The sequence below is a fragment of the Arthrobacter pascens genome, from assembly GCF_017052465.1.
Taxonomy (GTDB): Bacteria; Actinomycetota; Actinomycetes; order Actinomycetales; family Micrococcaceae; genus Arthrobacter; species Arthrobacter pascens.
The window spans coordinates 22,730-39,998 of sequence record NZ_JAFHKT010000142.1 but is presented as its reverse complement, the minus strand read 5'-3'; the positions used below and the strand labels follow the sequence as shown (position 1 = coordinate 39,998).

Genomic DNA, 17,269 nt, shown 5'->3' with positions numbered 1-17,269 from the left:
TCGAACACAGCCTGCTCACCGCCGAACAACTCCAGGAACTCCTCAGCCCCGAACGCCTGGCCAACCTCAGCAAATAACCCCCAACCGCCCCCTAACCTCGCAAGCTCGGTCAGGGAACCCGGCGGTCGTGGGCCCACACCACTGCCGGTTGAACCTGTCGAGACCGCGTCCCGACAGATTCAACCAACGGGCACTGCCCCATCGCCACCCCGCCCGATCAGGGAACAGGGGTGCGCCGCCATGCCCAAATATCCCGCCTGACGACAGAGAAACGGACTCGACGACGAGCACCGTTCCAGCACCGGGCCAGCATCACGGCCTCGACCCAAGGATGGACTATGAAAAACAAATCAACGATGTGGATTCTGGCATCTCTTCTGTTCGGAATCGTCAGCGGCCTGGTGGGCCACTGGCTGCTCGCCCCAGACGCCCGCGAATCCGTCGTTTCGGTGCTCGACACCGTGACCCACATGTTCCTGAATCTCATCAAGATGATCATCGCCCCGTTGATCTTCGCCACCTTGGTTTCGGGCATTGCAGGAGCCGCGAAATCCGCCGGCGTGGGGAAGCTCTTCGGCCGCTCGATGATCTGGTTCCTCTCGGCCTCCGTCCTGGTCGGCGCCTTCGGATTCCTCACGGCGCATGTCCTGAACGTCGGCGACGGCCTGAACCTCGTCCCGGGCGGTGATGCGGGCCTGGAATCGAAACCCCTTGATTACCAGGAGTTCGTCACCAACATCATCCCCACCAGCGTCTTCTCGGCACTGACCACCAACAACCCCCTTCAGATCCTCGTCTTCGGCGCCCTCTTCGGAATCGCCCTGCTGAACCTCCGGAAGAAGGGCCACTCCTCCATAGCGAATGCCATCGACGAGCTGATGGGCGTCATGCTCAAGGTCACCGGGTACGTGATGATGGCGGCACCGGTTGGTGTTTTCGCCGGCATCGCATCGGCTTTCACCGCCGAGGGCCTGGATGCGTTTGCCACCTACGCGTCCTTCATCGGCGGCTTCTACCTGTCCCTCTCGGCGCTGTGGGTCCTCATGATCGCCGTCGCGGTGGGTTTCTTGGGACGGGCGGCGTTCCGCCTGGTCCGGATCGTGCGCGAACCCATGGTCATCGCTTTCGCCACCTCCAGCAGCGAAGCCGCCCTGCCCAAACTCATTGAGGGCCTCACGAAGTTCGGCATCGAGAAACGCACCACCGGTTTCGTTCTGCCCCTGGGTTACTCCTTCAACGTCGACGGTTCCATGATGTACATGACCTTCGCCTCCATCTTCCTCATCAATGCCTACGGCATCGACATGGACCTCGGCCAGCAGATTGCGATGACCGCCATGCTTCTGCTCAGCAGCAAGGGCATGGCCGGCGTGCCGCGCGGTTCGCTCGTCGTCGTCGCCGCCGTCGTCCCCGCCTTCGGCATCCCCGCGGCAGGCATTGGGGTCCTGCTCGTGATCGACCAGCTCTTGGACATGGGACGCACGGCCACCAACATCCTGGGCAATGCCATCGCCACGGCTGTCATCGGCCGAAGCCACGACAAGGCTGCTCCCCGCGAGGAGCCGCTCCCGGAGCGGGACGCTCAGGAGGCCAGGGAGCTGGAAACCGCAGTGCGCTGACCGGTTCACCCCGGCTGGCCGGGTCTGGGTCGATGCAACGCCCAGGCCAGGCCAGCCGGCGATCCCTCTCGACACGGCCCGATAGAAAGGCAGTTGAATTGACCGACGCAGTCAGCCCGAGCAGACCAGCGGCGAGTAATGGGGGTAACCGCCGGCGCAAAGTACGGCCCAACCAGATCAGGTCGCGGATCGTCGAGTATCTGGCACACAACGGGGCAAGCAAGGTAGCCGACATCAGCAGCGCTCTTGGCTTTTCCAGAGACGTGGTGCGCTACCACCTCACAGCCCTTGAGAACGCTTCGATCGTCCGATCCAATCTCTCCCCCGGAATGCGAGCCAGGTTCACCCCCTTCTACTCGCTCATCCCTGCTGATGCCCGCCGCGTGCGGCTCCTCCCAACCACGTAGGTTGGCCAGGGGCCCACCCGGGGCTAGGAACTCTCCGTCCGAAGTCCGTAAACGAGTTCGACCAGCCCTTGGTCATACGTTTTGGCGCTGACAAGATCCATCACGTGCGGATCCTGCCCTGAGGGAAACACGCCCCGCCCCGCACCTATGGCTACCGGCATCACGACCAGCCTCACCACATCAACCTCGCCCGCGGCTAGGAGCGTCCCGGCCAGGGTGAGGCTGCCCCAGAGAACAATGTCGCCGTCGGCCTCCCTCTTGATCCGCTGGATCGCCCCGGTGGCATCACCGGATTCGATGGCGGCCTCCGGCATGTCCCCCCAGGGTGCCGTTGTCAGTTGGCGGGAGAAAACGACGCGGCGGAGCCTGTTGAGTGCGGGCGCAATGATTTCATCCTTTGATGCCGGCGTTGGCCAGAACTCGGCGAACATCCGATAGGTGTTTGCCCCGAGGACCATTGCGTCGACGGTGTCCAGCCATTCCAGCTGGCTTCGGTCGAATTCGACTGTGCCCCCGTCCAGCCGTTCGTAGAAGGTGAATTCGTTGTTCGCGTCCGCGGCGAATCCATCGGCGCTGACGAACTCCTGGACGACCAGTTGTCCCATGATCTGCTCCTCGCTCCTGGGATGTCGAAGGACTCTACGCCGAGGCCGCTCCCCCATCAACCCCCTGAAAAGCGTTGACATGTGACCAAATGGTCACCTATTCTGGGGCTGTGGACGCCGTATTCAAGGCTCTGGCTGACCCCATCCGCAGGGAACTGCTGGACGAACTTTTCCGCGACGACGGCCAGACGCTCAGCGCCCTCGAGGCCCGCTTCGAAATCACCCGCTTCGGGGTCATGAAGCACCTGAAAATCCTGGAAGAGGCAGGCCTCGTGGTGACCCGGCGCCGCGGCCGCGAGAAGCTGCACTTCCTCAATCCGGTGCCCATCAGGCTCGTCCACGACCGATGGGTGAGCAAATATGCAGAACCATGGGCCGCTGCCCTCAGCGACCTCAAATCCAGATTGGAAAGTCCCATGGAAAAGATCTTCGAAATCTACATCAAGACCACTCCGGAACGGCTCTGGGAGGCCATCACGGACAGCGAGATCCGCAGCAAGTACCAGTTCGGCATGCACATCATGTCCGACTGGACGCCGGGGTCGCGGTTCGAGATGGCCCCCGACGGCGGGGAACCACTCGGCGAGGGCGAGAACCTGGAAGTCGATCCGCCCCGCCGCCTCGTGCAGACCATGCGCGCGCTCTGGGGAGACGACGTCAAGGCCGAGGGCACCTCGCGGATCACCTGGGAGATCGAGCCGGTGGAAGATTCCTGCCGGCTGACCGTCACGCACGACCAGCTCCGCGAAGGCGCCAACGAACAGCTTTACGGCGGCTGGCCGATGATCCTTTCCGGCCTGAAGACCTGGCTGGAAACCGGAGAGGTCCTCACCACGCCCGGTTCCCTGATGTACACCTGACTGGCGGCGCGGCCCCACGCCGCGGAACGCATGTCGCGACGGGCCCGCACACCCTTCGGTAGGGTAATCCCTAGTACCGATGCGGCGTTGCGGGTTCGTCAGCCCGGCTGAGCCCTCTCACTGCATGCGACTTCGTTCACTTGGAAAGAGGCACGCAGCATGGAAGTCCCCCTGATCGTCTGGATCATGACCATCGCCGGAATCCTGGGCCTGCTGGCCTTTGACTTCTTCTTCCACGTCCGGAAGGCCCACACCCCCAAGCTCAAAGAATCCGCCGTCTGGTCCTCCATCTACGTGGGTCTGGCCCTGCTGTTCGGCCTTGGCGTCTGGATGTTCGGCGGCTCCACCATGGGCACGGAGTACTTCGCCGGCTATGTGACCGAGAAGGCGCTGTCCGTGGACAACCTGTTCGTCTTCCTCATCATCATGGCCAGCTTCCGGGTCCCCCGCAAAGACCAGCAGAAGGTGCTGCTGTTCGGCATCGTCTTCTCCCTGATCGCCCGCACCGGCTTCATCTTCCTGGGTGCCGCGCTCATCAACAGCTTCGCCTGGGTGTTCTACATCTTCGGCCTGATCCTGCTTATCACCGCCGGCAACCTGCTCAAGCCCGATTCGCACGACGAGGAAAGCGAAGGCGTGGTGGTCCGGCTCGCGAAGAAGTTCCTGCCGGCCTCCGAGCAGTACGACGGCGACAAACTCTTCACCATGGTGGACGGCAAGCGCGTCCTCACCCCGATGCTCCTGGTGATGGTGGCCATCGGCGGCACGGACATCCTGTTCGCCCTCGACTCCATCCCGGCCATCTTCGGCCTGACGCAGAACGTCTTCATCGTCTTCACCGCCACGGCATTCTCGCTGATGGGCCTGCGCCAGCTGTTCTTCCTCATCGACGAACTGCTGGACCGCCTCATTTACCTCTCCTACGGCCTCGCCACCATCCTCGGCTTCATCGGCGTCAAGCTCATCCTGCACGCACTCCACGAGAACACCCTGCCGTTCGTCAACGACGGCGAGCACGTGAACGTCGTCGAGATCAGCACCGCAACCTCGCTCACCGTCATCCTCGGCGTCCTCGTCGTCACGGTCCTCGCCTCGATCTACAGCCCCAAGGGCAAGGCGAAGAACATGGTCTCCGGCGCCAAGCGCCACGCCACCGAATACGTGGACCTCAACTACGAAACGGACATCGCCGAGCGCGAGGTGATCTTCAACAAGATGCTCCGCGAGGAGGCTGAACTCAAGAAGCTGCCGGAGAAGTACAAGCGGCTCATCCGCAACCAGACCGAGTTCATGAACCTCCTCCGCCAGGCCCACGCCGAGCACGACGAGGCCCTCGATCGGGCCAACGGACACTAATTTCCGTCATGTGACCCGTTCCGTCAGCTCCCTGAGCATCCTGAACCCCTGCCGGTCCACCATCACCGCTGTCGCGGACAGAAGGACGACGCCGGTCCCCGCCTCCCGGTCCAGGCCCGTCCAGGTGCGGAAGCCGCCCGTTGCGCCGTTGTGCCAGGTGATGTCGCGGCCCTTCACGCGGAGCGTCATCCAGGCGGCACCGATGCGGGCCGCGGGTCCGGCGAAATTCGCCACGGGATCGAGGGCGGCCTGCCCCGGGGCAGTACCGTCGAGAAGTGCCTGCACGATGCGGGCCATGTCTCCGATGGAGGAACGGATGCCGCCGGCCGGGGCAAGGGCCTCTCCGGTCCACGGCTGGCGGGGCCGTCCGGAGCGGCTCGTGCCAATGATGGCGCGGGGTCCCAGTTCCTCCGCGGTGGCAGGCATGTAGATCGAGGTCAGGCCCAAAGGCGCCGCGAGGCGTTCGCGGACCAGAGCGCGGTAGCTCATCCCCGCCCCGGCGGCGACGGCGTGGCCCAACAGTTCGAACCCGAAGTTTGAGTACCGCGGCCGCGGTGCGGACAGCTGCACGGTGCGTGCCTGCGCCAGGAGTTCCTCAAGGGTTTCACCGTAGGGATTCGTCCCGCTCAGCAGGAAGGCGGCAGTCCGCCGCCACGGTCTGGCCGACCTGGGCAGGCCGGGCAGCCCGGAGGTGTGCCTGCTGACAGCAGCCAGGGTCAGGCCCGCAGCAGGACAGTCCCCCAGTGGCAGCACATCGCCCAGGGTGGTGTCCGGGCCCAGCTCACCGCGGGTACAGGCGTCCGCATACAGCAGCCCGGTGATCCCTTTCGAGACGGATCCGATCTCATAGTCGGCGTCGAGCGGCGCGCCGAGGCTGGCCACGGAAAGCTCCCCCGGCGAAACGGTGGCGGCGGCAACCAATGGTTGCCGCCGCCGTCGACCGCTTTGCAGCATGGATCCCAGCGCTGCATCGCCGTGGATCTCCGTGTGCAGGTCAGTGCCTTCTCAGGAAGCTGCGGATCCTGTCGCCGATGTGGCCGCCAGCTCCGTGGCCTGCGCCCGTAGCCCGGGGCCGGGCGGGGCGTGCGGGTCCGCCGGCAGCGCCGGTCCGCCCACTAAGACGTTCTGCGGCATTCCTGATCTTCTGTCCCAAGTTCATGGTGAACTCCTCAGTTCAGTGACCGTTGATGGTCCGGTCGTTCCCGACTCTACGCGCGTCTGCGGGCCACGGCTACGGCGGTCTTCGGCCGAGCTCGATCAGCGGACCGAAACCCCGGCTGCTTCCCGTGCGAGCGCGGTGATCTGCGCCCAGTCCCCGCGCTCCACTGCACTGCGGGGGGTGAGCCAGCTGCCGCCGACGCACGAGACGTTCGGCAGCTTCAGGTACTCCGGGGCTGTTGCGAGGCTGATGCCGCCGGTGGGGCAGAACTGTACGTTCGGGATGGGCGCGCCGATGGCGGCAAGGTAGGCCGGGCCGCCGGCAGGACCGGCGGGGAAGAACTTCATCGTGTCCAGCCCGCTTTCCAGCACGGCCATCACCTCACCCACCGTGGCCACGCCCGGCAGCACCGGAACATCGAGGGAGAGCATGTGGTCCAGCAGCGCGGGGGTGACGCCGGGGCTGACCAGGAACTGGGCCCCCGATGCCACGGCGGCGTCTGCCTGGCCGGGAGTGAGGATGGTGCCGGCGCCCACCAGGATGTCCGGCACCTCGTTGGCAATGAGCTTCAGGGAGGTGAGGGCACTCTCGGTCCGGAGCGTGAGCTCGATAATCCGGATGCCGCCGTCGGCCAGTGCCTGCGCCACCGGGACCGCATGCTGCGGGTCGTCGAGGGTGACCACCGGGATGACCGGGGAAACGTTCAGGACGCTTGTTGCGTCAGCCATGGTTGATCTCTTTTCTCAGGCCGTCCAGCCCGTGGGTGTCGATGATGCGGTACCAGTGCGTGAGCAGCCCGGCAAAGCGCGTGTCCGCCGCCAGTTTGGCGTCGAAGATGCTGCGGCAGCCCAGGAGTGCCGGAACCACGGCGTCAGCGTCGCGCGCCGCGGGGAGGGCCGCGTGGAGTTCCTCCGCGAGGGGGTCGTTCAGCTCCGCCGCGGGAGTGGCGGCGACGTGGCGCATCCACGCCGCGACCGCCAGGGCGGCCCAGCGCGGCTCGCGGCCGGCGTCGAGGTTGCCGCGGACCGTGCTCAGCAGCCGCAGCCCGATCTTCTGCGATCCGTCGCTGCCCACCTTGGCCGTGGTGTGGCCCAGGGCGGGATTCGCGAACCGGCTGAGCACCTGGGCGCAGTACTTCTGCCCGTCCAGGCCCCCGGGCAGGCTGATGGTGGGCAGGGCGTCCTCGGCCATCATGCGCCGGCACGCGGTGAGGAACGCGTCCTCCCCCACGGCGTCGCTGATGGTCGCCTTTCCCGCGGCCAGCCCCAGATACGCCAGCATGGAGTGGCTCGCGTTGAGCAGCCGCAGTTTGGCGGCCTCCCACGCGGCGACGTCGGAGCTGAACAGCGCCCCGGCATCCTCCCAGCGCGGCCGGTCCCCCGCGAAATTGTCCTCGATGACCCACTGCATGAAGGGCTCAGCCACCACGGCGGCCTCGTCCCGCAGCCCCAGTTCACGTTCGACGGCGTCCAGGTCACCTGCCGTGGTGGCCGGCACCATCCGGTCCACCATCGTGTTGGGGAAGGTGACGTTCGCATCGAGCCAGGCCAGCAGCGGCTCCGCTTCCCCAGCCGGCAGCGCGGCGGCGAAGGCGCGCACGAGGTTCCGGGTCAGGTCCCCGTTGCCTGGCAGGTTGTCGCACGAGACCACGGTGACGGGTCCGGCGCCGGCCCGGGCCCGCTGCTGCAGGCCCCGCGCGATCTGCCCGATCGCCGTCTGCGGCGCCCGCCCGGCGAGGTCCGCCTGCACCTGGTCATCGCCCATGTTGAGCGATCCGGTGCGCGGATCGATCCGGTACCCCTTCTCCGTGACGGTGAGCGTCACCACCTTCGTCGCGTCCGCGGCGATCCGGTCCACCACCGCTGCGGGGTTGTCCCGGCCCGAGATGGCCTCCACGATGCTGGAGACCACCCGCAGCGGAGCGGCGCCGCTGCCCCGCTCCGTCACGGTGAACAGGCCGTCCTGCGGCGCCAGCTGGCGCGCGACCGTATCCGAACGCTGCGTGACTCCGGTGATCCCCCAATTAGAATCGCCGGAGGCCAGCATCGCGTTTTCGGTGAATACGGCCGTGTGCGCCCGGGCGAAGGCGCCCAGGCCCAGGTGGACGATTCCCGGCTGCAGCTGGTCCCGCTGCAGCAGGGCCTGGTGGCCTCCGCCGGCAGCGAGCGCGGCGGTGCTTAGGCGTGCGATGACACTGCTCCTTCCGGTTCGGCGTGCGAGCGGGTCTGCTCGAAGGTGGGGATGAAGCCCGTCCCGCCCTTGCCGCCGACCACCAGCGACGCCGCAGCCGCACCGTACCGGGCCGCCAGTGGAAGGCTGTCGCCCAGCACCAACCGGGCGGTCAGCGTGCCGACGAAGGCATCGCCGGCCCCGGTCTGGTCCACCACTGACGGCGCCGGAATCGAGTCGATCCACGAGGAGTCGGCAGAAGCGTCGAGCCCTGCGCCGTCGAGCTGGATTCCGTCCGCGCCGCACGTCACGGCGACGTTCACTGCACCCAGGCTGCGGAGCTTCGCGGCAGCCTCCTTCGGGGTCTGGCATCCGAGGAGGGCAGAGGTTTCGCCGGGGAAGGACGGGGTCACCAGGAAGGTCCGCGGCGCCAGTTCGGCGAGGACCGCCGTCGCGTCCTCCGCCGAGGTGAGCCGGGGCCGGAAGTTGGGGTCGAACACGAAGCGTCCGGCCAGCGCCGCGGCCTTGAGGACGGCGGCCTGCGATGACTCGGAGATCGCGCAGGCGATCCCGCCGGCAATGACGGCACCGGCCGCCGCAAACACGTCCGGGTCAATGTCCTGCGGGGACAACGTGGAGCCCACGCTGCCGCTGCGCGCGTAGGAGAACTCGCGCTGGCCGTGGGGGTCACAGTGCACGAGGTACACGCCCTGCTGCCCGGTTCTGAACTTCAGCAGCTCGTCGGAAATACCGAGTTCCCGGATCCTGGCGGCGATCGCGTGGCCGAGGTCGTCGTCGGTCAGCACGGCTAGAAGTCCGGTGCGGGCACCGGCCGCCGCGGCGGCCGCCGCGACGTTCAGCGCGTCGCCGGAGATGCCGAGCTGGGCCGGAACGCCGTGCCCGAACGCCACGTCGGTGGCCACCTCAACGAGGATCTCCCCCATCACGACGACGTCGAACGGCTGGGCTTGGTTCTGTTCGGTTGAGGCGCTCACCAGTCGTGCACCGACCCGTCGAGCCGGCGGTTGATGGGCAGGTACTTGGGGTCGAACGGGAACGCGGCGGCCGCCTCCTCGTTGAACTCGACGCCGATGCCCGGGGCGTCGCCGGGGTGCATGTAGCCGTCTGTGAAGGTGTAGGAGGTCTTGAAGACCTCACCCGCCGGATCGCGGTGGCCCATGTACTCCTGGACGCCGAAGTTCGGAATGCTCATGTCCACGTGCAGTGCCGCGGCGAAAGAAACCGGGGAGAGATCGCCGGCGCCGTGCGAGCCGGACCGGACGCCGTACAGGTCAGCGAGCGAGAAGATGCGGCGCAGGTGCGTGATACCTCCGGCGTGCGAGACGGATGTCCGGATGTAGTCGATGAGGCGCTCGGTGATCAGCTGCTGGCAGTCCCAGATCGAGTTGAACACCTCGCCCACGGCGATGGGTGTGGTGGTGTGCTGGCGGATCAGGCGGAACGCCGACTGGTCCTCGGCCGGCGTCGGGTCCTCGATCCAGAACGGCCGGTACTGCTCAAGGGAGGCGCCCAGCCGGCCGGCCTCGATCGGCGTCAGCCGGTGGTGCACATCGTGCAGGAGGTGCACGCCGTAGCCGAACTGTTCGCGCACATGCGCCATCATCTTCGGCGTGAAGTCCAGGTAGGACGTGGTCTCCCACATGTCCTCCTGCGGGACGTTGCCGCTGGCCGGCTCATAGGTCCTGCCGTCCACCGGCGCGATCCCGTAGGTCTTTTCCAGCCCCGGCACAGCGGCCTGCGCGCGGATGGCCTTGTAGCCGAGGTCCAGGTGGTGCTGGAAGTCTGCGCTGAGGTCCTCCAGCGTGGAGCCGCTGGCGTGGCCGTAGACCATGACGCCCTCGCGGGCCGCGCCGCCCAGGAGTTCGTAGGCCGGCATGCCGGCCGCCTTGCCCTTGATGTCCCAGAGTGCGACGTCGATGGCGGCGATCGCCGTCATGGTCACCGGCCCGCGGCGCCAGTAGGCGCCCTTGTAGAAGTACTGCCAGGTGTCCTCGATGCGGCGGGCGTCGCGGCCGATCAGCAGCGGGCACAGGTGATCGGACAGGTAGGACGCCACGGCCAGCTCGCGGCCGTTGAGGGTGGCGTCGCCGATGCCGGTAATGCCGTCCTCGGTTTCAATAACGAGCGTCACGTAGTTCCGTCCGGGCGACGAAACCACTACCCGTGCGTCGGTGATCTTCACTGGTGGGTCCTTCAGGTGAGTGAGAAATATTGGGTCAGTTGGGGGCGGTGAGACGGAGCATGACCTTGCTGCTTCCGGAGGCGGGATCAGCCGCGACCCGCATGGCTTCCGCTGCCTGCTCGATGCCGAACTTGTGGGTGATGACCGGGGAAACGTCGAGGCCTTCGGCCATGGCGCGGAGGGCATCGCCGATCTCGTCCGCGAACCGGTACGAGCCGATCCATGTGATTTCCCGCGTCACCAGGTCTCCCAGCGCCGCGGGAGCGGGGGCGCCCGGTAGGTTCCCTACCTGGACCAGGGTTCCGCCGCGGGCCGTGGCGCGGAGGACGCCGCCGAGCACCGCAGGGATGCCGGTGGCCTCGAACACCAGTTCCATGTCTTCGGGAAGGCTGCCGCCTCCGGACAGGTTCCGTACTTCGTCGGCGCCCATGGCCTTGGCGATCCGCAGCGCGGCATCGTTGATGTCCGTGGCGATGACCGTCCTGGCGCCGGCGTACTTTGCCGCCGCGACCACCAGTGAGCCGATCGGCCCGGCACCGTTGACCAGCACGTCGCGGCCGGTGAGTGATCCGGCCCGGCTCACGGCGTGCATGGCGACGGCGAGTGGTTCCGCGAGCGCGCCGCGGAGCGTGTCCACGCCCTCCGGCAGCGGCCGGATCTGCGATGCCTTGGCCACCTTCCGCTCGCTGAATCCGCCGTCGGTGTGGGGATTGAAGGCTGCCGAGCCGAAGTACCGGATGTGCGGGTAGAGGTTCGTGCGGCCCTTCAGCCGTTCCGGCATGGTGCCGTCGCCTACCAGTTCTGCGGGGTGCACCGTCACCGGCTGGCCGACGTCGAGGTTTTCGACGCCGGCACCCAACTGGGCGATCCGGCCGGCCACCTCGTGGCCGAGGACCAGCGGCGACTTCAGCGCCGCCGTCCCCGAGGCGCCGTGGCGCCAGTACGAAAGGTCAGAGCCGCAGATTCCGCCCCATTCGACGTCGAGCACTACCTCCCCCGGGCCGGCAACGGGCTCGGGACGGTCGTCGATGCGCAGGTCGTTGGCGCCGTGGACTACGACGGCTTTCATACCGCGTCCTCGAGCCGGACCATGTCGCGGCCGCGGACCTCGGGGCCGACTGCGGCGGAGATGAGCGTGATCAGGGAGTAGCCGACCAGCATCGCGGCCAGCGGCCACCAGTGTCCGGTGACGGCGGTGAGCGTGGCAGCGAGCAGCGGGCCGATGGCGGTGGCGAGGATGCCGCCGATTTCCTTGGCCAGGGCCAGCTGGGTGAAGCGGGTGCGGGCTCCGAAGAACTCGGCCATGGTGACGCTTTCCATGGCGAACAGGCTCAGCACGCCCAGGTTCAGGCCGAGCACGATGGCGATGGTAATGACGGTGGTGTTGCCGCTGGTGACCATCAGCATCATGGGAATGGCAAACAGTGCGGTCAGGGCGCTCAGTCCGAGGTACAGCGGTTTGCGGCCGAAGCGGTCACCGAGGATACCCATGATGGGGATGGTGACGAAGCCCAACAGGGATCCGTAAACAATGGCGGTGGTGCCGACGCTCTTATCAACCAGCAGGACAGTAGCCAGATAACCAATGAGGAAGGTCTGGATCAGGCCGGAGTTGCCGGCCTGGCCGAAGCGGAGGCCGAGGGCGATCAGGAAGGCCTTGCCCTTGCGCTGGTGCAGTGCGGCTTCGATGGTGCTCGTGCCTGCCAGCTCAGCAGCCTTGGCGATCTCCTTCTTGGACAGTGCAACGCCGTCCACCACGTCTTCGCGCTGTTCGAAGACCGGGCTCTCCTTGAGGGAGCGGCGGATCCAGACCGCGAAGATCATCAGCACGAAGCTGGCCAGGAACGGGATGCGCCAGCCCCAGCTGAGCAGCTGGTCCTCGGGGAGGACGCTGACCAGGATGGCCCACAGCGCTGATGCTGCAAGCGTGCCGGAGTTGGTGCCGAGGCAGACGAGCGAGGAAATCAGACCGCGTCGGCGTGCCGGAGCGAACTCGGCCAGCATCACAGTGGCACCTGCGATTTCGGCGCCGGCGCCGAAGCCCTGGATAAGGCGCAGGGCCACGAGCATGATCGGCGCCCAGATGCCGATCATTGCATAGGTGGGCAGAACGCCGATGAGGGTGGTTGAGGCACCCATCAGGGCGATGGTGATGAACAGGACCTTCTTGCGGCCGATCCTGTCACCCATGCGGCCGAAGTAGACGGCGCCCACGAGGCGGGCAACGTAGCCCACGCCGTACGTGGCCATGGCGGCGATGAGGCCGATGACCGGGCTCACCTCGGGGAAGAAGATCTTGTTAAAGACAATGGCGGCGGCCAGTGAGTAGAGCTGGAAGTCCATGAATTCCATGGCGGTTCCAAGCCAGCCGGAGACGGCTACCTTCGCCAGCTCGCGGGTGGGCTTGGGCTCCACTTTGGCAGTGGGTGGCGCGATGCTCTCGGTCATCAGTTGCTCCTTTGCAGGCGATGAAAAAGGAAGGGTGGAGAGGTGGCGGTTCAAAGCGGCCGCCCTCCGGCAGTAGGCAGGGTGTCGAAGGCGGGGGCCCGGCATAGGGCCGCTTTCCGGCGGCTTTCTTACTACCATACAAGCACTACCATTCTAGTTTGTCAACGGTGACTACACTGGATACATGGCAAGCGGCAAACCCGATAAGGCACAGGCACCACGGCTCTCCGTGCGCGACCAGACACTGGAAACCCTCCGGCGCAGGATCATCTCCCTGCAGCTCCCGCCCGGCGAGCCGCTGTCCGAAAACGAACTCTCCCAGGAGCTGGGCGTCAGCCGTACCCCGGTACGGGAAAGCCTCATCCTGTTGCGTGAGGAGGGCCTGGTTCAGGTGTTCCCGCAAATCGGTTCGTTCGTCTCGCTGGTGGACCTGGGCCGGGTGGCCGAAGCGCAGTTCGTCCGGGAGGCTATCGAGTGCGCCTCCCTGAACGACCTCACAGTGGACGCCGCAGGAATCGCCGGGCTGCGGGATATCCTGGCGAGCCAACGCGACGCGGAGGCCAAGGGCGACGTGGAGGAGTTCTTCCGGTTGGACGAGGATTTCCACCGCGAACTCCTCCGGTTGGCGGGCCACGAATCGGCGTGGACGGCCGTCAATTCAGCCAAGGCGCACCTGGACCGTGCGCGGCGGCTGAGCCTGATCGACACCCGGCCCGTGTCCACGCTGATCGAGCAGCACACGGCAGTGGCGGACGCCTTGGAGGCCAACAATGTCGCCGCCGCCGACAACTCCCTCCGCGTCCACCTCCGGGGCGTTTTCGAAGACGTCAAAAGGATCCAGGCGTCGTCACCGGATCTGTTTTCGGACGGCTCGGCCTCGCGGCCGGTCAGGCGGAGCATCGCGCGGCTGTCCTAGAGCCGCGGCCGAGCCTGCCCTGATCCCGACCCCGGCGTTCGCTGGTTGAGCCCGCCGAACCCTGACTGCCCTAGTCCTGCTTGACGAGCGCGGCCTCGAGGTTGATCTTCACCTTGTCGCTGACCAGCAGTCCGCCGGCTTCCAGCGCCGCGTTCCACGTCAGCCCGAATTCCTTGCGGCTGATCTCAGTTTCTGCCGAAAATCCGGCCCGAGTGGCGCCAAACGGATCCACAGCCACGCCGGTGAACTCGACTTCCAGTTCCACAGGCTTGGTGACGCCCCGGATAGTGAGGTCGCCCGTGAGCGTGTAGTCCTCGCCGTCACCCTCCACGCCGGTGGCGCGGAAGGTCATCTCGGGAAATTCCGCCACATCGAAGAAGTCGGCTCCCTTCACGTGGGCGTCGCGGTTGGCGTCCCCGGAGTTGAAGCTGGCAGTTTGCACGGTAGCGTGCAGCGAGGACTCGGCGAGGGAGTCTCGAACCCGGGCTTCAGCGGACGCATCAGCGAAGCGGCCACGGACCTTGCTGATGCCGGCGTGCCGGACGGTAAACCCGATCTCGCTGTGGGGCATGTCCAGAGTCCAGATGCCCGGGGTCAGGCCTGCGGGGAGCGTCATCGCACATCTCCTAAAGGGGGATAATCCAGCTGAAATGGTGCGTTTTCCACACTGGTTCAGCCCGCGGTTGAAGTCAAGGATCCCCCGGTACCTTCTGCCCGGCACACCGAATTTCTGCTGCCCACGATCTCGTGCTGAGGCACCTCGAAAAAAAATTTTAAGGTATGGCTAAAAACTCCTAGCCATTCTTCAGGAATCACCCTTATCGTTAGTGCTAGGCCCGCCGCATCCCCCAGTTGCGGTGGTCCTGCCGCTAGGAGGAGCCCCGTACACCGCAAGGTGGGCGGGGCCCTCTGCGTATTGGTCCGAGACCTGCGTGTTGGCCCGAGGCACAGCCTGCGGGTAGCCCAGCCTCGGTGCCCTACTCCGGCACCTCACCCGCGAACGGGTAGTCCTCCTCATCGCTTCCGGGAGTGCCTGCCGCCTGCTCAATGGCATCCGCTTCGGCAGCTTCCTCGGCCGAAAGATCCGGGGCCGCCAGGTCTGCCGGATCCCCGGACACCAACGGGGTCCGTTGTTCCAGCACGTCCGCTTCGGATGCGTCCTCGGGCATAGGATCCGCCTTGTGCGCCCCCGCATCCGGCATCGCCGGCAGCCGCTGCTCAACGGCGTCCGCTTCCGGAACTTCCATCGGAGTTTCTTCAGGCTGACTGTTCATCATCCACCTCGGCTCCGGTCAGAATCAGTCGGTGCAACAATTCTCCCACCAGCCAGCGCCCGCCGACAGGAACGCGGACAGGAGCGCACGGACAGAAACGCACGGACAGAAACGCACGGACAGAAACGCGGGATCAGGACGGCCCCGCCGAGCGGCTTGAGGGGCGCGGCCCGGCCCCGCGCAACTGTTCAGGTGGGGTCTTAGCCAGAGCATTTCAGCCAAGGAGCCGAGGCGGCCCTCAGCTCAGGTAGCCATTCGGGTTTAGCACGTACTTAGTGGCTGCACCGGCGTCGAACTCCGCGTAGCCCTTCGGCGCGTCATCAAGCAGGATCGGCTTCGCATTGACGTTCTTGGCGATGTTCACCTTGTCATGCAGGATGGCCATCATCAGTTGCCGGTTGTACTTCATCACAGGGCACTGTCCCGTGGTGAAGGCCAGCGACTTCGCCCAGCCTGTGCCCAGGCTCAGGCTCAACGACCCCTTCTTGGCTGCCTCGTCGATGCCGCCGGGGTCGCCCGTGACGTACAGCCCGGGAATGCCGAGCGCCCCACCCGCGGCGGTGATGTCCATGAGCGAGTTCAGCACGGTGGCCGGGGCCTCCTGGGCGCCCGCGCCGTGGCCTTTCGCCTCGAAGCCGACGGCGTCCACGCCGCAGTCCACCTCCGGGACGCCCAGCAACTGTTCGATCTGCTCGGCCGGTCCGCCCTTGGTCAGGTCCACGGTTTCGCACCCGAAGCTTCGCGCCTGCGCCAGGCGCCCTTCGTTCAGGTCACCGACAATCACGACGGCGGCGCCCAACAGTTGCGCGCTAGTCGCCGCTGCGAGGCCAACGGGACCGGCGCCGGCGATGTACACAGTCGATCCGACACCCACCCCTGCGCTCACGGCGCCGTGGAACCCAGTGGGGAAGATGTCCGACAGCATGGCGAGGTCAAGAATCTTCTCCATGGCCCGGTCTTTGTCCGGGAACTTCAACAAGTTCCAGTCGGCGTATGGCACCAGCACGTAGTTGGCCTGGCCGCCTACCCAGCCGCCCATGTCCACGTAGCCGTACGCACTGCCCGGGCGGTCGGGGTTGACGTTGAGGCAAATGCCGGTCTTGCGCTCCTTGCAGTTGCGACAGCGCCCGCAGGCGATGTTGAACGGCACCGAGCAGACATCGCCCACTTTGATGAATTCGACGTCCTGGCCCACTTCCACCACCTCGCCGGTGATCTCGTGGCCCAGCACGAGGTCCGGCGGTGCCGTGGTCCGCCCGCGCACCATGTGCTGATCCGAACCACAGATGTTGGTCGCAACCGTTTTGAGTATCGCGCCGTGGGGAACCTTGCGCCCCACGTTGGCCGGATTGACGCCCGGCCCGTCCTTGAGTTCGAAACTGGGGTAGTCAATGTCAATGACTTCCACCTTGCCGGGTCCCTTGTAGGCAACGGCTTTGTTCCCTTCCATCTCTTCCTCCTGGCGTCACCGGCCCTCCCCAAGAAGGGTCGGATTGTGATTCATGAAGCAATCTGATGTGCCCTCCAAGGGCAGGTACGGGCAGGCCGGACGGCATGGTCCGCGCCTGTGTGTGGAGGGGTGCGGCCAGTCTAAATCCCTCGGGGCGGTGAGGTCTATAACGTTCCGTTACCCGTGCAGACCGGATCCGGCTGCGGCGCGGCGGGACCGTGCAGCCAGCAAATACGCAACACTATTGGGTCTTTTTGATTCGGTCGGAGAGGCCTACGTTTGGAAGAAGCGGGCGTCCAGCCGGGACGGCCACGACCATGGAGGACCTTGCTATGAGCACGCACGTCGCGGACTGCAGCGTTACCAATTGCTCCTTCAACGATCACACCAATTGCAATGCTGAGGCCATCACGGTTGGCGGGTCGACGGACCATGCCTCATGCGCCACGTTCATCGAGACCGGCATCCACGGCGGGCTGCCGAAGGTCCTGGCCAACATTGGCGCATGCCAGCGCTCCGAGTGCGTTCATAACGACCACCTGATGTGCAACGCCCCGGAAGTCCACGTGGGCCCCGGCGCGGACAACGCCGACTGCCTCACCTATTCCCACACGTAGCACAGCGGCTTTCCAGACCTAGCACAGCGGCTTTCCACACTTAGCGCGACGGCCGGGCGGCACTGCCGCCCGGCCGTCGCGTTTTCGCGCCATGGAGTCGCGGCCCCGACGTCGAGTCCAGCCTTGAAGTCGGTCCAGCCCCGAAGCTGCGCGGCCTTTTTGTCACAGCCTCTTGCTAGATTCGAA

The 17,269-nt window shown here is 66.1% G+C and carries 17 protein-coding genes; 6 read left to right on the top strand and 11 right to left on the bottom strand.

What is annotated here, in order from left to right; genetic code table 11:
* Positions 1-338: 338 nt before the first annotated feature.
* A complete protein-coding gene (locus tag JYA52_RS13055; RefSeq protein WP_240460301.1) occupies positions 339-1,619 on the top strand; it encodes a dicarboxylate/amino acid:cation symporter in 1,281 nt (426 codons plus the stop codon).
* 32 nt (positions 1,620-1,651) lie between these two features.
* Positions 1,652-2,026 carry an ArsR family transcriptional regulator gene (locus tag JYA52_RS23110; RefSeq protein WP_372433840.1) on the top strand — a complete coding sequence of 125 codons (375 nt, stop codon included), beginning with the start codon at positions 1,652-1,654 and terminating at the stop codon, positions 2,024-2,026.
* A 23-nt stretch (positions 2,027-2,049) separates the two neighbouring features.
* On the opposite strand, the gene JYA52_RS13045 is transcribed toward JYA52_RS23110, so the two are convergent.
* Positions 2,050-2,631 carry a dihydrofolate reductase family protein gene (locus JYA52_RS13045; protein ID WP_205653609.1) on the bottom strand — a complete coding sequence of 194 codons (582 nt, stop codon included), beginning with the start codon at positions 2,629-2,631 and terminating at the stop codon, positions 2,050-2,052.
* Between the two features lie 110 nt (positions 2,632-2,741).
* Here JYA52_RS13045 and JYA52_RS13040 point away from each other — a divergent pair, with 110 nt between their 5' ends.
* Together JYA52_RS13040 and JYA52_RS13035 are read left to right on the top strand one after the other, a co-directional pair.
* Positions 2,742-3,491 (top strand): ArsR/SmtB family transcription factor, encoded by a 750-nt coding sequence (locus tag JYA52_RS13040; RefSeq protein ID WP_205653608.1) that lies wholly within the window; start codon positions 2,742-2,744, stop codon positions 3,489-3,491.
* Between the two features lie 159 nt (positions 3,492-3,650).
* Entirely contained in the window at positions 3,651-4,847 is a 1,197-nt protein-coding gene (locus tag JYA52_RS13035) for a TerC family protein (protein ID WP_205653607.1), read from the top strand.
* 6 nt (positions 4,848-4,853) lie between these two features.
* On the opposite strand, the gene JYA52_RS13030 is transcribed toward JYA52_RS13035, so the two are convergent.
* The 7 genes from JYA52_RS13030 to JYA52_RS13000 form a co-directional block, all read right to left on the bottom strand.
* A complete protein-coding gene (locus JYA52_RS13030) occupies positions 4,854-5,729 on the bottom strand; it encodes a serine hydrolase domain-containing protein (RefSeq protein ID WP_205653606.1) in 876 nt (291 codons plus the stop codon).
* A 375-nt stretch (positions 5,730-6,104) separates the two neighbouring features.
* Positions 6,105-6,734 carry a bifunctional 4-hydroxy-2-oxoglutarate aldolase/2-dehydro-3-deoxy-phosphogluconate aldolase gene (gene eda, locus JYA52_RS13025; protein WP_205653605.1) on the bottom strand — a complete coding sequence of 210 codons (630 nt, stop codon included), beginning with the start codon at positions 6,732-6,734 and terminating at the stop codon, positions 6,105-6,107.
* Entirely contained in the window at positions 6,727-8,100 is a 1,374-nt protein-coding gene (locus JYA52_RS13020) for a mannitol dehydrogenase family protein (protein WP_504739517.1), read from the bottom strand. The genes eda and JYA52_RS13020 overlap by 8 nt, the downstream gene beginning before the upstream one ends.
* Before the next feature lie 83 nt (positions 8,101-8,183).
* Positions 8,184-9,119, bottom strand: a complete 936-nt coding sequence (locus JYA52_RS13015) for a PfkB family carbohydrate kinase (RefSeq protein ID WP_205653613.1) — start codon at positions 9,117-9,119, stop codon at positions 8,184-8,186.
* Positions 9,120-9,166: 47 nt separating this feature from the next.
* Positions 9,167-10,378, bottom strand: a complete 1,212-nt coding sequence (gene manD / locus JYA52_RS13010; protein ID WP_205653604.1) for a D-mannonate dehydratase ManD — start codon at positions 10,376-10,378, stop codon at positions 9,167-9,169.
* A 34-nt stretch (positions 10,379-10,412) separates the two neighbouring features.
* Positions 10,413-11,447 (bottom strand): L-idonate 5-dehydrogenase, encoded by a 1,035-nt coding sequence (locus JYA52_RS13005; protein ID WP_205653603.1) that lies wholly within the window; start codon positions 11,445-11,447, stop codon positions 10,413-10,415.
* Positions 11,444-12,826, bottom strand: coding sequence for an MFS transporter (locus tag JYA52_RS13000; protein WP_205653602.1), 1,383 nt, complete (start codon positions 12,824-12,826; stop codon positions 11,444-11,446). Before JYA52_RS13000 ends, JYA52_RS13005 begins: the two co-directional genes overlap by 4 nt.
* A 184-nt stretch (positions 12,827-13,010) precedes the next feature.
* Here JYA52_RS13000 and JYA52_RS12995 point away from each other — a divergent pair, with 184 nt between their 5' ends.
* Positions 13,011-13,742 (top strand): GntR family transcriptional regulator, encoded by a 732-nt coding sequence (locus tag JYA52_RS12995; protein ID WP_205653601.1) that lies wholly within the window; start codon positions 13,011-13,013, stop codon positions 13,740-13,742.
* 70 nt (positions 13,743-13,812) lie between these two features.
* On the opposite strand, the gene JYA52_RS12990 is transcribed toward JYA52_RS12995, so the two are convergent.
* The 3 genes from JYA52_RS12990 to fdhA all read right to left on the bottom strand — a co-directional run bounded on the left by JYA52_RS12990 (position 13,813) and on the right by fdhA (position 16,466).
* Positions 13,813-14,358, bottom strand: a complete 546-nt coding sequence (locus tag JYA52_RS12990; protein WP_205653600.1) for a YceI family protein — start codon at positions 14,356-14,358, stop codon at positions 13,813-13,815.
* Positions 14,359-14,719: 361 nt separating this feature from the next.
* Positions 14,720-15,016 (bottom strand): Rv3202a family protein, encoded by a 297-nt coding sequence (locus JYA52_RS12985; protein WP_504739516.1) that lies wholly within the window; start codon positions 15,014-15,016, stop codon positions 14,720-14,722.
* Between the two features lie 238 nt (positions 15,017-15,254).
* The gene (fdhA, locus tag JYA52_RS12980) at positions 15,255-16,466 is read right to left on the bottom strand and encodes a formaldehyde dehydrogenase, glutathione-independent (protein ID WP_205653598.1); all 1,212 of its coding nucleotides are present in this window, start codon (positions 16,464-16,466) and stop codon (positions 15,255-15,257) included.
* A gap of 332 nt (positions 16,467-16,798) precedes the next feature.
* Between fdhA and JYA52_RS12975 the strand changes: the two genes are divergently transcribed.
* A complete protein-coding gene (locus JYA52_RS12975) occupies positions 16,799-17,083 on the top strand; it encodes a DUF1540 domain-containing protein (RefSeq protein ID WP_205653597.1) in 285 nt (94 codons plus the stop codon).
* Positions 17,084-17,269 lie beyond the last annotated feature (186 nt).

Coding starts and splice junctions, on each gene's coding strand:
- JYA52_RS13055 (WP_240460301.1), top strand. CDS start 339: ATGAAAAACAAATCAACGATGTGGATTCTGGCATCTCTTCTGTTCGGA.
- JYA52_RS23110 (WP_372433840.1), top strand. CDS start 1,652: ATGCAACGCCCAGGCCAGGCCAGCCGGCGATCCCTCTCGACACGGCCC.
- JYA52_RS13045 (WP_205653609.1), bottom strand. CDS start 2,631: ATGGGACAACTGGTCGTCCAGGAGTTCGTCAGCGCCGATGGATTCGCC.
- JYA52_RS13035 (WP_205653607.1), top strand. CDS start 3,651: ATGGAAGTCCCCCTGATCGTCTGGATCATGACCATCGCCGGAATCCTG.
- eda (WP_205653605.1), bottom strand. CDS start 6,734: ATGGCTGACGCAACAAGCGTCCTGAACGTTTCCCCGGTCATCCCGGTG.
- JYA52_RS13015 (WP_205653613.1), bottom strand. CDS start 9,119: ATGGGGGAGATCCTCGTTGAGGTGGCCACCGACGTGGCGTTCGGGCAC.
- JYA52_RS13005 (WP_205653603.1), bottom strand. CDS start 11,447: ATGAAAGCCGTCGTAGTCCACGGCGCCAACGACCTGCGCATCGACGAC.
- JYA52_RS13000 (WP_205653602.1), bottom strand. CDS start 12,826: ATGACCGAGAGCATCGCGCCACCCACTGCCAAAGTGGAGCCCAAGCCC.
- JYA52_RS12995 (WP_205653601.1), top strand. CDS start 13,011: ATGGCAAGCGGCAAACCCGATAAGGCACAGGCACCACGGCTCTCCGTG.
- JYA52_RS12990 (WP_205653600.1), bottom strand. CDS start 14,358: ATGACGCTCCCCGCAGGCCTGACCCCGGGCATCTGGACTCTGGACATG.
- JYA52_RS12985 (WP_504739516.1), bottom strand. CDS start 15,016: ATGAACAGTCAGCCTGAAGAAACTCCGATGGAAGTTCCGGAAGCGGAC.
- fdhA (WP_205653598.1), bottom strand. CDS start 16,466: ATGGAAGGGAACAAAGCCGTTGCCTACAAGGGACCCGGCAAGGTGGAA.
- JYA52_RS12975 (WP_205653597.1), top strand. CDS start 16,799: ATGAGCACGCACGTCGCGGACTGCAGCGTTACCAATTGCTCCTTCAAC.